We start from the raw sequence: 14561 nt of genomic DNA, 5'->3' as shown, positions 1-14561 counted from the left end.
TAAAATGATAATTAATTCAATTCTTTTGAGCTTAATTATCTCCTGATTTAATTGATGAATTTGTTTTTGCTTCTTCTGATTTTACTCTTTCCAATTCGGATTTAGCTTCTGCTACTACATCTTCAAATTCTGGAAAGCTAGAAATTACACTTTCTAAAATATAAGTTGCTTGAAAAGCATCACCTAGTGCATCATAATTTTTAGCCATAACCACCAAGCCTTTTGCCGAATAGAGTTTATAGCTGCTATAATCTTTAGCTAATTTTTGGATTACAATATTAGAAGCCTCATATATACCTTCTTTATTTTTGAAATACGCATTATAATATAAAGCCTCTGCAGCAACACTACCACTCGCTGATTTTTCTACAATTGTATAAGCAGATTTTGCCTTTTCTTCATTACCAGTTTTCCAGGCAGATCGCGCAATAATAAGTTGTACATCGTTTTTGATTTTGTTATCTAAATTTAAATTCGCTAATACTTTTTCAGCATAAGTTTCAGCCTCATTAAAATCCTCAGTTTGATAATAGGCATTCATCAAATTAGACTCGGCATATATTATATTTTGAGGATAATCCGCTTCATTTTCTAAACGTAATAACACAGATTTAGCATTGTCCCAGTCTGAATCGTTCAAATAAATTTCACAAAGCTTTACCATAGCTTGTTCTGTGTATTCGTTCTTTGCAGCATTAACGACAGCTTCGTAATTTGGTTTTGCATTACCAAATAATTCTTTTTTGTAATACAATTGTGCCAAATAAAAGTGAGACTTTACTGCATGAATTCCACTTGGAAATGCATTTAGATATTTGTTAAACTGCTTAATAGCTTCATCTGTATTGCTATCTAAATACTGCTTTTCTGCTGCGAGATAGGTTGTATTGTCTAATTCTGCATCAGTGACTTCGAGATAATCTAGGGTTTTTATCCAACGTGCGTATTCATCTACACGACCTAAATCAATATAGATTAAACGTGCTGTAGATACTGCTTGCACAGCTTCTTGAGAACCTGCAAAGTCATTAGCTACTTTTTTGAATTTACTCAAAGCCGCTTCGTTTTGGTCAGCATTATAATGTACTAAACCTTGACGCAATAGAGATTTTGAAATGAATGCACTCTGAGGATATTCTTTATTTAACTGCTCATACAATCTCATTGCTCTACTAATATCATTGGCTTTTATATAAGAATTTGCCAACTCATAAATAGCATCGTCTCTTAATCCTGATTTTAGAAAACCTCTAATAAACTTTTCTAATCCTTCATTCTTCTTAGAAGATTTCCCCATATATCCGTGGCTCATTGCTTTCTGAAAAGCAGCATAGTCCGACTCAATCTCATTAATGTCAATTGCCTTTTCGTAAGCCGAAATCGCATTCGCATAATCACTAGAAACAAAATAACCATCACCTAATCTGAGATAGGCATCGTTTGCTCTAAGTTTATCATCTGAATTTTTAGAAATAAAATTTTGAAAATAAGTAAAGGACTGCTTGTAATCTTTGAGTTTAAAGTAAGTATATGCCAAATTATAATCTAGATTTTTGGCCTCACTTAAATCTGAAGCTGCATCTTGCTTAAACTGCTTAAAACCAATTAAAGCATCGTTATAATTGGTCAGATTATAATCTGTTTCTGCCTTCCAAAATGTAGCTCTAGCTACAAACTCTTCATCTCTCGGCTGCTTTAAAGAGTTATTAAACATCTCTAAAGCTTCGGCATATTGGTCTTCATTATATAATTCTATTCCGCGATAAAATGCTACTTTTTGGTAGGCTAATTTATTCTCAAAACTATTTTTATCTTCAAGTAATAGTAGCGCTTCTTTATAATTTTTTGATGTGATATAAGAGTCAATCAATAAATCTTCAATTTCCTCTTTATATGGTGTTTTTGGATAGGTTTCTAAATAACTCGACAATACTTGCGGAACTGATTGGTACGGATTACCAATCTCGTAACTCAATTTGGCATAGTTTAACCAAGCATCTTCTTTTATTTTGTTATCAAAAGACATTTGCGATGCATTTCTAAATGCATTGAGCGCCTCAGGCTTTTTATCTAAATTGATATAACTTTCACCTAAATGGTAATACGCATTTTGTGCAACAGAATTATTTCCGTCGATTATTTTATTAAATTCTGAAATAGCATTTTCAAAATCGTTTTGTTTGTAATAGGTATATCCGAGCTGATAAAAATCTGTATTATTCAATTTGCCATCTTTACCTTTGTAAGCTTTAAGGTAAGGTAAGGCTTCAGCATATTTTTCGAGATTAAAGTAGCTTTCTCCTATAATCTTCGATAGTTCTGAAGTTTCTTCGGCATTGCTTTTTGGTAATTGTGCTTCTGCGAGTTTAATAGCTTTTTCAAACTTTCCGAGTTTAAAATTTAAATCTGCTTGATAATAATTAAGCTTCTCCTTATACTTTTGGTTATCAGATACGGCATCAAAATATTCGTTTGCAGAGTTGTAATCATCACCTTCATAAGCCATAAATCCTAAATAATATTTAGCTTGAGAGGCATATTCACTATTATCTTTTACACGATTTAAATACTTTTCTGCTCCATTTTTGTTTCTTGTTTTGTATAAACTGTATCCATAATTAAAATTGAATTTATCTAACTCAGCACGTGCAATACTCATATCATCAACCTTACCATACCATTTCCTAGCGTAGGCGTAATCAGAATTTTCAAAATAATACTCTGCTACATCTAAAAATGCAGTGTTTTTTTTAGTACTTGTTGGATATTCTTCAACAAAATCCTCAATTAAATCATCTGCATTTTTTTGATTGAGACGTACTGCACAATTGGCGATGTAGTAACTGCAATCAGATTTCAAAACCTCATCATTAGTTTCGTATTTAATGTCGTCAAATAAAGACTGAGCTACTTTATACTGCTTGTTATTATATAGCGTCAGTGCCTTCTGATAATCTTTAAACTGACTTGTATAAATAGCTGTTTCTTGTGCAAAAAGAAGAGATGTTAGCAATAGACAAATGCCAAGAAATTGTTTTTTTAGTAGCGTCATTTGCATTGTTTTTTGGTTTGAAATTATGATGATAAAAGTAAGTCAATACCTAAATGGTAACGCAGAAAATTAATGATAATTATAAACCAAGTTATTAAACAAAGTTTCTTATTATTGAAAAACTATACAACGTTTTTAATTAAAACGATGTTATTACACTGCCAATTATTATACCAGTTTTAAAATCAATAAATTGAATTTTTTACAATACTTTTATACCCATTAACATTTTTTACACCAAATAAAGCCTATGTCTGATACCGTTTTACAATTTAAAAACGCAAATATATACCAAGCCAGTAACCTTGTGCTTAGTGATGTTAATGTAGAATTACAACGCGGTGATTTTGTTTATCTTATTGGAAAAACAGGAAGTGGAAAAAGTAGTTTCATGAAAACCCTTTATGGCGATTTGGAATTGACTGAAGGCGAGGGTTATATTGTAGATTTTGAACTCAATGGCTTAAAAGAAAAAGATATTCCGTTTTTAAGACGAAAATTGGGTATAGTATTTCAGGATTTTAAACTATTACCAGACCGAACCATAAACGGTAATCTAGAATTTGTTTTAAAAGCTACCAGTTGGAAAGAAAAAACTAAAATTAGCGAACGTATTTCTATGGTTTTGGACAAAGTTGGCATGGGTAATAAAGGTTTTAAATTCCCTCATGAACTATCTGGTGGTGAGCAACAAAGAATTGCTATAGCTCGTGCTTTACTTAACGAACCGGAGCTAATTTTAGCTGATGAACCTACTGGGAATCTAGATCCGCAAACCAGTATTGAAGTCATGGAAGTTTTACAAGACATTAATAAAAATGGAAATACCATTTTAATGGCTACTCATGATTATGCTTTACTTCTTAAATATCCAAGTAAGACGTTTAAGTGTGATGAAAATAAGGTGTTTGAGGTTGTGCAGCGTAAATCATAATAATGTATAAATCTTTAAGGCTCTATTACAGAAGATTGTTGCAAATAAAGTTCTTCATAAATACGAATTCATTTTCAGGTACACTTTTAGACTTTTTTACAAAGGTAAATCTAGTCAGTGTTCCATTTGTAATAATAAATTAAGCTCATTTATAAATTATGAGAATACAGATTTATTTTACCCTTTTGCGGAGGTCTTTCAAGAACAAGAAGACTTTATGATAAGTTATCTAAAAATAATTTATTTAGAGAAACCATCTTATACTTTTCTCCCTCAAGAGGCATATACAGAAAATTAAACCTAAATAATGCTATTGATTATTACAGCACAGATTTTACTGATGCTTTTTTAGCAAACTATAAGTTTGATATCACAAATATTAGCTAAGATAATAACAAATTTGGTATTGTTCTTTGCTTTCATATTCTTGAACATATAGAAGATGATATCAAAGCCATGCGAGAATTGTATCGGGTACTAAAAAATATGGTATTTGTTATATACAAACACCTTTTAAGGAAACTGATATTTACGAAGATTATACGATTAAAAAGCCTAAAGATAGGCTTGAACATTTTGGTCAAGATGATCATGTTGGTATTTATTCGATAGAAGGTTTAAATTCAAAATTAAAACCTGTTGGTTTTTATACTGAGATTGTGAATTATAAACAGGATTCTTTATTTGGCTATTTTGATGAGACAGTAATCGTATACAAAAAATAAATTTTTAATCTTCAACGATTACATTAAACTACTGTTTCTAAACTTTATATTTGTTTTATGCTTTCTATTTTAATTCCAACATACAACTATCAAATAACTGGTTTAGTAAACGTATTGCACAGACAAGCTATTGATACTGGTATTGAATTTGAAGTTTTATGCAAAGACGATGCTTCCTCTAAATATGTTGAAAAGAATAAGAGTAGTGTAGAAAAGTTAGAGTACGTCTGCTATTTTACATCTGATAAAAATATGGGGCGGACAGCTTCCAGACAGTTTCTATGTGATAAAGCAAAATACGATTGGCTATTATTTCTGGACGCTGATGTAATACCAAAAACCAATAATTTTATTAAAAACTATACTAACTACTTCAGATTTAATTACGATGCAGTTTTCGGTGGTTTTGCTTATGACACTACAAAAACAATTGAAAAAGGTATCTTACGTTGGAAGTACGGAAAAAAATTTGAAGAGGTCGATGCAAAAAGACGTAATCTCAAACCATACGGACTTATAATATCTGCTAACTTTATGATAAGGAAAGACATTTTTAATGAGATTAATCCCAAATTAAACAGAAAAGGTTACGGTCTTGATAATTATTTTTCTGCATTACTAAAGCAACAAAAAGCAAAAGTATTGCATATTAATAATGAAGTCTATCATTATGGTTTAGAAGATAATGCTGCTTACTTAAGAAAAAGCGAAGAGGCTATTGACACTCTCTTGTGGATGATGGGCTCAGAAAATGTAACCGCTCACAACAATAAATTACTAAAAACTTACGGCTCTATTAAAAAAATAAAACTAAATTGTTTTACTGCATTGTTGTATCTTTTTTTTAATAAGAGTATTCGTATAAATTTATTAAGTGACTCTCCTAATATATATTTACTTCAGATTTATAAACTACTATTCATGAGTCATAGAGACCTTAATCAATAGTATGAAACGCGCATGCTAAACATATTATCACCCAAAGGAATGATTAATAGCGAACAGCATGTGTCCTTTAAAAAAACAATACATATAAAAACATGAAAAAATTACCATTTGTATTCACACTTGCACTATTATTTATTGCTTGCAAAGAGAATAAAAAAGAATCTACACTTATTGAAGATATATCTAAAGAGGATATCACAACTAGTATCTATCCAGAAAATATTACAAAAGTATTTGACGCTCACGGCGGAATAGACAACTGGAACAGAATGAAAACATTGTCTTTTACTATGAATAAACCAAATGGTGCTGAAGTAACGACAACAAACCTAAAAACAAGGGCCGAACTAATTGAAACGCCGACTTATGCTGCTGGTTTTGATGGCAGAACCTTATGGGTTAACGAAAAAGACGGTAATGAATACAAAGGGAATGCTAAGTTTTACAAAGGCTTAATGCTATATTTCTATGCCATGCCTTTTATTGTTGGTGATGATGGTATTATTTATGAAGAAGCAGAGCCATTAACCTTTGAAGGTAAGACATATCCTGGCGTATTAATTTCTTATGATGCAGGTATAGGTGAATCTCCAAATGACCAATATATTGTATACTATGACGCCGAAACTGGACAAATGCAATGGTTGGCATATACCGTAACTTATGGTAAAGAAGAAAAAAGTAATAAATTTAGCTACATCCGCTATAACGATTGGCAAAAAATTAATGGTTTGGTGTTACCAAATAGTTTGACTTGGTATAACGTTAAAGATGGAAAGCCAACCGAAGCTGCTACAGTAAGAGAATTTGTAGATGTTCTTGTTTCTGAAGAAGCTCCTGAAAATACAATGTTTGGAATGCCAGAAGGTGCTAAAGTCTTTAATCGCTAGAGTCTAGTTTATTTCTTAGGTAAGTGATTTCATCTTTTAGAAATTCTATTTGTTTTAGATATGACTCTCTTTCATTATTAAATGCATGATTAATAACTTTCTGGACGTTAAAAAAACCTTTAGCAGAATCGTTAAATGTATTGTTGAAAATTTTTGTTTCATCAAAAGTTAATACATCTTTGATGTCCATTCCTAATATTGAGCTAATATTCTCAAGTCTATCAATGCTAATCATTGATTTATCATTCTCTAAATCAGAGTATGCTACCTGGCTTATATTCAGTTCATGAGCCATAAAATCTTGAGAGAAACCTTTAAGTTTTCTGAGCTTTCTTATTTTTCCACCAATTTCCATATTCAATTAAATAGTGATTATTAAAAGTTTAGTAAATATAAGTAAAACTTATAGTTTAAAGGAAAGTGTTATTTTTTATTATAAAGATTTATCACAACTTTACAGTTACAAACAATAAAATAAAAATATTATGAAAAACTTCTTTCAATTCTTTTTGATTTCAATTCTTTTTTTCTCTTGTGATAACTCCAGTGATGAAATACAAAACGACACTTCTTCTGATTTCATAAAAATAGAAAAAATTAGTATCCTTAATAATACAATAGATGTTATTAATACTAAATCAACGACAAGAGTTATTAATTTTGGGACAAGTATAAACTTTACTGATAGTCAAAATTTTTATTCAGTAAATAATGAAACCTTAATTACGATACTTCAGTTAGCTAATATAGATTACAATACTAGTGATATAATTAAGGTTGATATATCAGCTAAAACAGAATACATAAAATATATTGATGATATCTTTGGCGTAAACATTTATTATTTAGATGACAATAAAATTATAAATCATAATTTTTTTAAAAACAACAACAATGGTTTTGTAAACCAAACTCAATTAAATGGTCAACTTAAAGACTTAAAAGCATCAATAAGTGAGAAATTATTTAATTACGCTGTTGGTGATTTTGAAGGTAATTCTTTCTTTTATTCTTTTTTAACTACCCAAGGATACAGGATTAATAAAATTTTGACTGGAGAAAGGTTAGAATCATTAATTTATAAAAATTTAGATATTCGAGATGTTTCTTTTAGAAACGCTAGTATTGTTGAAAGAAGTAATCCAACATGTGGAGGTAGATGCGATTATGGACAAGATTTTGAAGATTGTATTGAAACTCCAAATGGTGGTGATGATCCAGTTATTACAGATGTAAAAACTGCTTATTGTGAAGATAATGGCTGTATTTGTTGCGTAAGAATTTTAGCCGATAAAACTACTAATCAAAATAGAATTGTTGATTTATCAAACGCTTATTCATTTAGGGATGGCTTTTTGCAATCTAATAATTTTACAAGAAGTTATATTGATAGTTACTATATGGTAAGTGATATATACTGTAAAGAAAATTTGTATAATTGGAGACAATTAGATGAATATTATTACATTTATACAACTATAGATGCAGTAAGTAAAAGAATTCAAGATAGTTCTTATAACGGTGAAGTTTTATCAAGTAGAGAAGCTTCTGATTTGATAGTATTCATAGATAATGAAATAATAAGAAATAATAATTACAGCATGTTGGTATCAATTTTTAACAATATCAAAAATGATATAAATCATTTTAAAAACAAATCAAGATCTGCAGTTTTAAATGACATTTTAAGTAGAGGTTAAATGATAAGATCAGAACAAAATATTTTAAAAGCGGGTGCATTTTTGATGTTCCCGTTTTTTTCATTACTGACGTTTTGCATAAAATTTATTTTAAATTTATTTTATCACATTACCGATGGTTTTATGCCCTTTATTTTAAGTAAGCATTTTGGTAGTAAATCAAGGTTTTGTTCTTATCCGATGGAGGGTTCAAATTCTTATGATTTTTTTCTTTTTGTGATTTTATTAATTATTGGGATATATGGTTTAATAAAATTATACAACAATAAAATAAGATTGATATACTTCATATTATATGGTTTTTTTATCATTCAAGCATTAGGAGTATTTTTAATATTGCTCAGCTTAATTAAGGCAGAAAATCAATATTATATTAGTTTTTTTAATCCATTTAAAGAAGTTTTTGCAGCAAGTACATATTTAGGATTGCCTTATTATAGTATTAGTGTTTTAGTTTTCATTTTTTTTATAGCTAGTATTTTTATTTTACAAAAGAGAATAAAATTTACGATTAATACGATATTCAAAATAGGGTTTTGCTTTTTTTTAGGTATGCTTAGTTATTATGCTTTTTTACACTTATTATTAAATTACATTTTAAATTAGATATTATTTAGTAAAAATGACGGCACAGAATATAAATGATTTACAAATAAAAACTCAGATACTTCCTTTATTTGATTTTACTATCAATATTAATTCAAAAGTTGTATTACACGATATTTTTAATAATTCTCTAAATTCAATTGAAGCTATTACTCACAGACAAAAAATTTTAGAGGGTTTTATTCAAAATAATCATCTTTTAGACAGTTACAACTATTCTTTTTTATCATTTAATAAGGCTTTTAACTATCTGAACTCTTGGCATAATCCTATTCCTAATACAAACCTTTCATTTTTTAGTAATAAACACGTAGTCAGTGATGTTAGGGACAATATTCAACTTATACTTTTGTTTTTTTCTAAGCTGGAATTATATTTCAATCACATAAATTTGAAGTGTTTCCCTAAAGAATACAAAGAAGAAATTAGGTATTTTCAACAGTTTTTAAAAAGCTTTAATCTTAAAGTTTATACTAGCAGTTTAAGGATACGTAGGCTAAAGTTTAAAGAGCTCAAAAATATTTGTAAACATATTGATGATTTATATAAGTCAAATAAGATTAGTACGTTTTGGGATTGTCTTTTTAGGTTTGAAGCTTATTTGTCTATAGCGAAAGGTACCTGTAAACACGGTTTCAAGTTTCCTGAAATTTCTCCAAACTCACTAGATTTAAAGGCTTTTTACCATCCCAGTTTATCATCGCCAGTTAAAAATAATTTTAAGATTTGTAATGGTGTTATAGTTTTAAATGGTGCAAATATGTCTGGTAAATCTACATTTTTAAAAGCAATTGGCTTATGTACATATCTTGGTAACTTAGGATTGGCAATACCAGCAGATAATAATAGTACTATTCCCTTTTGTAATTACTTTTCAATTGGTATTAATAAATTTGATGATATTAGTAATGGTTATAGTCATTTTATGAATGAGGTTATTAGTTTAAAAGATACACTCGTAAATGCAAAAGATAGCAAATTTTGTTTTGCTATTTTTGATGAACTCTTTAATGGTACTGATATTGATGATGCTAAATTACTCATTGAAAAAACAATTTCAGGTTTGAGTAAAACAACAAAAGGTTACTTTTTTATATCTAGCCACTTAAAAAATTTAAACCATTTAAAAAATGAAAATATTACATTTTACCATATGGAGTGTAAATTAGAAGATTCACAACCAATGTTAACTTATAAAGTAAAAAAGGGTTGGTCTCAGATAAATATTGGTAAAATTCTTTTCGATAATGAAGGCTTGAATGAATTACTAGGCTAAGCAAATAACGTAGATAATAAATTTATGCGAGCCATATGGCTCGCATTTTTATTTTTACTCTTGTTGATTATATTTTCCTGAATAACGTTTCCATAATTTTGTTTGATGGGTTTCTAAACTTAATTGACGACCGTCAATAAATGCGTTTGTTACAATATTGGTACGCATGTCTAAAGCATCACCTTCACTAATAAACAGCGTCGCACTTTTGCCTTGCTCTAGAGTTCCATACATATTATCAATACCCATAATCTTTGCAGGATTTTGAGTAATTAGCTGTAATGCTTGCTCTTTAGTTAATCCATGAGCAACTGTTGTACCTGCGTAGAATGGTAAGTTACGAGAATTCATGCGTTCCATTTGTCCGCTTGGTTCTAAAGCAACCAAAACACCAGCGTCTACTAATTGTTTTGCTAACTTAAAAGGCTGATCGTAATCATCATCTTCGTTATTTGGTCGTGTGTGTATACGTCTTAAAAATACAGATACATTATTCTGCTTTAGGAAATTTGCAATCTCACCAGCTTCATAACCGCCAACTATAGTAATATTTGATACACCTTGAGATTTAGCAAAATTAACTGCATCAGTGATACTCTTTTGGTTATTTACATTAATGTATAAATGTTTAGAACCGTTAAATAATCCAGCCATGGCTTCAAAAGGTAAGTGACGCTCATCTTTTGGTCCAGCATTATAACTTTTAGATTCGTTAAAGTACATATATAGTTCTTTAACTTGTTTGTTGTAATCTTTATTTGGTTTTAAAGCTGGGTCTTCACCAAGCCACCAACGGCCACGACTAAAACTATTTGGCCAATTGATGTGTATCCCATCATCTGCTTTGATTGTCGCATCTTCCCAGTTCCAAGCATCATATTGTACAACAGATGATGTTCCGGCAATACGTCCGCCACGAGGAACAACTTGCCCTAAGAGTACACCATTAGGTCTCATGGATTCTACAATTTTTGATTCTGCATTATAAGCGATTAAACTTCTTATGTGTGGATTAAAAGTTCCCAGTTCAGATAAGTCATTTGAGGCTTTTACGGCATCAACTTCTACAAGACCTAATGTTCCGTTAGATACAATAAAACCAGGGTACACATGTTTTCCCATTGCATCTATGACATCCATTTCTGCAGAATTAATACGAATTGTAGTGGCATCACCTACATTGGTTATTTTTCCGTTAGAAAATGTAATAATACTATTTTCAATAACTTCTCCATTACCAATGTGTGCAGTAGCTCCAACGATAGCAATATCTTTTGTCTGTTTTGATGCTGGTGTTTGTTGTGCATAACCAATACTCATTGAGAGTAAAATAGCTGCGATATATATGTAATTTTTCATTTTGATAAATTTAAATTTTGAGTCTGATTAATAGCCTGAATCCATAGAGTCACAGTTTAACAACACTTTTTCCTTCTTTTTAACAGGTTGAGTTTTCAAGCCTTTGTTTTTATCTTGAAGCATTAAGTTCATCAATTCGCTTTTCTCTTTAGCAATGGCTTGACGCATTTGCTTATCTTTTTCTAAATCAAAGTACGTCACACCTTCAATGATTGTTTTTTCTGCTTTTGCATATATTGAAAGCGGATGGTCACTCCATAATACAACGTCCGCATCCTTACCAACTTTTAGACTACCTACACGGTCATCCAAGTGTAATAGTTTTGCAGGATTAAGTGTCACAAACTTAAAAGCATCTTCCTCATTAACACCACCATATTTCACAGATTTAGCAGCTTCTTGATTCAGGCGACGTGACATTTCTGCATCATCACTATTAATAGCAGTTACAACACCTGCATTATGCATAATCGCAGCATTATATGGTATGGCATCATTTACTTCATACTTATAAGCCCACCAATCACTAAATGTTGAGCCTCCAACCCCGTGCTCGGCCATCTTATCGGCGACTTTATAACCTTCGAGAATATGAGTAAATGTGTTGACTCTGAAATCAAATTGCTCGGCAACTTTCATTAACATATTAATCTCACTTTGTACGTAAGAATGGCATGAGATAAAACGCTCACCATTTAAAATTTCGACTAAAACTTCCATTTCAGTATCTTTTCTATAGGGTTTTCCACTTTTCTTAGCTTCATCATAAGCCTTAGCTCTACTGAAATAATCTATAAATACTTGTTCAACTCCCATTCTAGATTGTGGGAAACGTGAGTTAGTTCGGCTTCGCGATTGCTTTACGTTTTCGCCTAAAGCAAATTTTATAAACTTAGGCGAATTCTCATAAACATAGTCATCTGCTGCTTCTCCCCATTTTAATTTTATAATAGCAGAGCGCCCGCCAATAGGATTTGCCGAACCGTGTAATATTTGTATTGATGTTACGCCACCAGCAAGGTTTCTATAAATGTCAATATCTTCATCGTCAATAACATCTTCGATAGTCACTTCTGCCGAAGAATTATGTCCGCCTTCATTGATTGATGCAGCACCGATATGAGAATGCTCATCGATAATACCAGCTGTAACGTGTTTTCCTGTCGCATCGACAACTTTTGCATTTCTATCGGAAAGGTTTTTGCCTATTTTTGCAATTTTTCCGTCTTTGATAAGAACATCAGTGTTTTCTAAGATACCTTCACTTTCGTTGGTCCAAACCGTTGCATTTTTAAACAATATAGTTTCAGCTTTAGGCTTTTCTTCATAGCCGTAAGCAATATTAGGATAGGTTATTGGACTCATGTAAGGTGTATCCTTAGCGGTACCTTTTTTCTTCTTGTCTTTCTTAGCCATTTCATCTTTTAAAGCTTTTGTAGCAAAGAAATTATATTCTGCGCCATTTGGCATAATCGCTTTTCCGCTTAAATTGTTTTCATTAGCAACATTTGCTGCGATACGAATAAATTCATTTTTTGTACTATCTGCTGTTTTGAAGGTAAGGTTTACCCAATCGTCAGAATAATTCATTTTGGTACCTAAGCTCTTATCTCCAGATTCTAATTTTGTTTTTGGTTTGCTTGCGCTGCCAGAAATATTTAATTTATAATCACTTCCAGCAAGTGTAAAAGTGTAATCACCATCGATATTTTTTACATTCATATCGGAAATAACATGTTGCATACCTTGAACCCAATTCTCATAGAGCTTTGTCTTTTTATCAAAAATATCTCCTGAAGTAATTAAAAAGTTGGCATAACTACCAGTTTTTAGAGTTCCCAACATATTAGACTTTCCAAGTAATTGCGCAGGAATAGTCGTTAAAGCTTCAAGCGCCTTTTGTTTTGAAAGACCATTTTCTATAGCTTTTATTAAATTACTTTTAAAACTACTTACCTTTTTAAGACCGTGAGTGGTTAATGCAAATTGCACATCATTTTCTGCCAGTAATCTTGGGTTGTGTGGTTCTTGATTCCAAGCACGCATATCACTTAACGAAAGGGTAGATGCTAAAAAAGCATTTTCCACATCGTATGCCATTTGAAAGTCAATAGGTAATATTATCGTTGCATTAGAAGCTTTTATTTCATCCAAACGCTCATATTCATCTCCACCACCAACAATAGTATATTGTACATTGCGAGAATCTCCAACTTTATCAGCACGTAATAAATTTGCGCGACTTCCAGCTTCAAAAATTTGAAGTAGATTTTTGTTTCCGTTTAAAGCTTCAAGCGACAAATCTCTTGTATCTACATTACCGTTGGCATACCATTTAGCATCATCGTACATTTGACGCAACAAGGCCATACTTCCCATAATTGATGATGGATAGGACTGTCTTGACCTCACACTTTTACTGAATGAAAAATGTTGAGATATTTCGCCATCCACGACGCGAAGCGAATTGTCTGCATCGTTATTTAAGGAAATCAATGCACCAGTGCCACGTGCAATTCCGTCAGCCATGTGTGTATTGACAACGCCGAAACCTAGCTTGTGCATGTCTGAAGCCGACTTAGCGTCGTATTTAAAATTTGCCATAACGTCTTGTTCTGGCATAATATGGTCATTCCAATAAAAACCACTCCGACTTGGTCTGTATTGTGGGCCATTACCACCACGTTTTGGTTTGGTAACACCAAAAGTCGTGTACATATCTATAAATGATGGATAAATAGATTTGCCAGATAAATCTAACTTAGTAGTGTTAGTTGGTAAATTTACCGATTTTCCGACGCTAACGACTTTACCATCTTTAATAAGTAAAGTTCCATTTTCAATTACCTGTGATGGCGATACATGGATTTTGGCATTAGTAAATGCCTTGTAGTTAGAGTTGTCAGATTTTACACCAGAATTACTAGGAAAATAATCTTGTGCAAATAACGAAAAACTGCACATAAGCATGAGCAGCCGTAAATAAACTTTAATCATATGTATTGTTGGTTAGAATTTTGTTTTTTAAATATAACGCTTAATGCTAAATCTTCTTTTTTATTAAGAATTTT

Annotated in this window: 11 protein-coding genes; 7 read left to right on the top strand and 4 right to left on the bottom strand. The window is 31.1% G+C overall.

Annotated elements, in window-relative coordinates; all coding sequences use genetic code 11:
* Positions 1–31: 31 nt before the first annotated feature.
* Complete coding sequence (locus tag HKP48_RS01885) at positions 32–3052, bottom strand: tetratricopeptide repeat protein (protein ID WP_296342237.1); 3021 nt, start codon at positions 3050–3052, stop codon at positions 32–34.
* A gap of 250 nt (positions 3053–3302) precedes the next feature.
* On the opposite strand from HKP48_RS01885, the gene HKP48_RS01880 reads away from it, so the two are divergent.
* The 4 genes from HKP48_RS01880 to HKP48_RS01870 all read left to right on the top strand — a co-directional run bounded on the left by HKP48_RS01880 (position 3303) and on the right by HKP48_RS01870 (position 6549).
* Positions 3303–3986: an ATP-binding cassette domain-containing protein gene (locus HKP48_RS01880; RefSeq protein WP_296342235.1), complete on the top strand. Its 684-nt coding sequence runs from the start codon at positions 3303–3305 to the stop codon at positions 3984–3986.
* A gap of 405 nt (positions 3987–4391) precedes the next feature.
* Entirely contained in the window at positions 4392–4598 is a 207-nt protein-coding gene (locus HKP48_RS12180) for a methyltransferase domain-containing protein (RefSeq protein ID WP_363928576.1), read from the top strand.
* A 170-nt stretch (positions 4599–4768) separates the two neighbouring features.
* Entirely contained in the window at positions 4769–5659 is an 891-nt protein-coding gene (locus HKP48_RS01875) for a glycosyltransferase (RefSeq protein ID WP_296342233.1), read from the top strand.
* Between the two features lie 92 nt (positions 5660–5751).
* Positions 5752–6549 carry a DUF6503 family protein gene (locus HKP48_RS01870; protein ID WP_296342231.1) on the top strand — a complete coding sequence of 266 codons (798 nt, stop codon included), beginning with the start codon at positions 5752–5754 and terminating at the stop codon, positions 6547–6549.
* On the opposite strand, the gene HKP48_RS01865 is transcribed toward HKP48_RS01870, so the two are convergent.
* Positions 6539–6904, bottom strand: coding sequence for a helix-turn-helix transcriptional regulator (locus HKP48_RS01865; protein WP_296342229.1), 366 nt, complete (start codon positions 6902–6904; stop codon positions 6539–6541). The genes HKP48_RS01870 and HKP48_RS01865 overlap by 11 nt on opposite strands.
* Before the next feature lie 130 nt (positions 6905–7034).
* On the opposite strand from HKP48_RS01865, the gene HKP48_RS01860 reads away from it, so the two are divergent.
* The 3 genes from HKP48_RS01860 to HKP48_RS01850 are packed head-to-tail and all read left to right on the top strand — an operon-like array spanning position 7035 to position 10131.
* Positions 7035–8249, top strand: a complete 1215-nt coding sequence (locus HKP48_RS01860; protein ID WP_296342226.1) for a hypothetical protein — start codon at positions 7035–7037, stop codon at positions 8247–8249.
* Positions 8250–8855, top strand: a complete 606-nt coding sequence (locus HKP48_RS01855) for a hypothetical protein (protein ID WP_296342224.1) — start codon at positions 8250–8252, stop codon at positions 8853–8855.
* A 16-nt stretch (positions 8856–8871) separates the two neighbouring features.
* Complete coding sequence (locus HKP48_RS01850; RefSeq protein ID WP_296342222.1) at positions 8872–10131, top strand: hypothetical protein; 1260 nt, start codon at positions 8872–8874, stop codon at positions 10129–10131.
* A 54-nt stretch (positions 10132–10185) separates the two neighbouring features.
* On the opposite strand, the gene HKP48_RS01845 is transcribed toward HKP48_RS01850, so the two are convergent.
* Both HKP48_RS01845 and HKP48_RS01840 read right to left on the bottom strand, forming a co-directional pair.
* Positions 10186–11490 (bottom strand): amidohydrolase family protein, encoded by a 1305-nt coding sequence (locus HKP48_RS01845; RefSeq protein ID WP_296342220.1) that lies wholly within the window; start codon positions 11488–11490, stop codon positions 10186–10188.
* Between the two features lie 27 nt (positions 11491–11517).
* Positions 11518–14487: an amidohydrolase family protein gene (locus tag HKP48_RS01840; protein WP_296342219.1), complete on the bottom strand. Its 2970-nt coding sequence runs from the start codon at positions 14485–14487 to the stop codon at positions 11518–11520.
* Positions 14488–14561: the final 74 nt, after the last annotated feature.

It is taken from the genome of Winogradskyella sp., from assembly GCF_013042245.1.
In the GTDB taxonomy this organism is placed as follows: domain Bacteria; phylum Bacteroidota; class Bacteroidia; order Flavobacteriales; family Flavobacteriaceae; genus Winogradskyella.
Note: the sequence above shows the minus strand (reverse complement) of the source record. Positions and strands in the feature narration are given on the sequence as shown.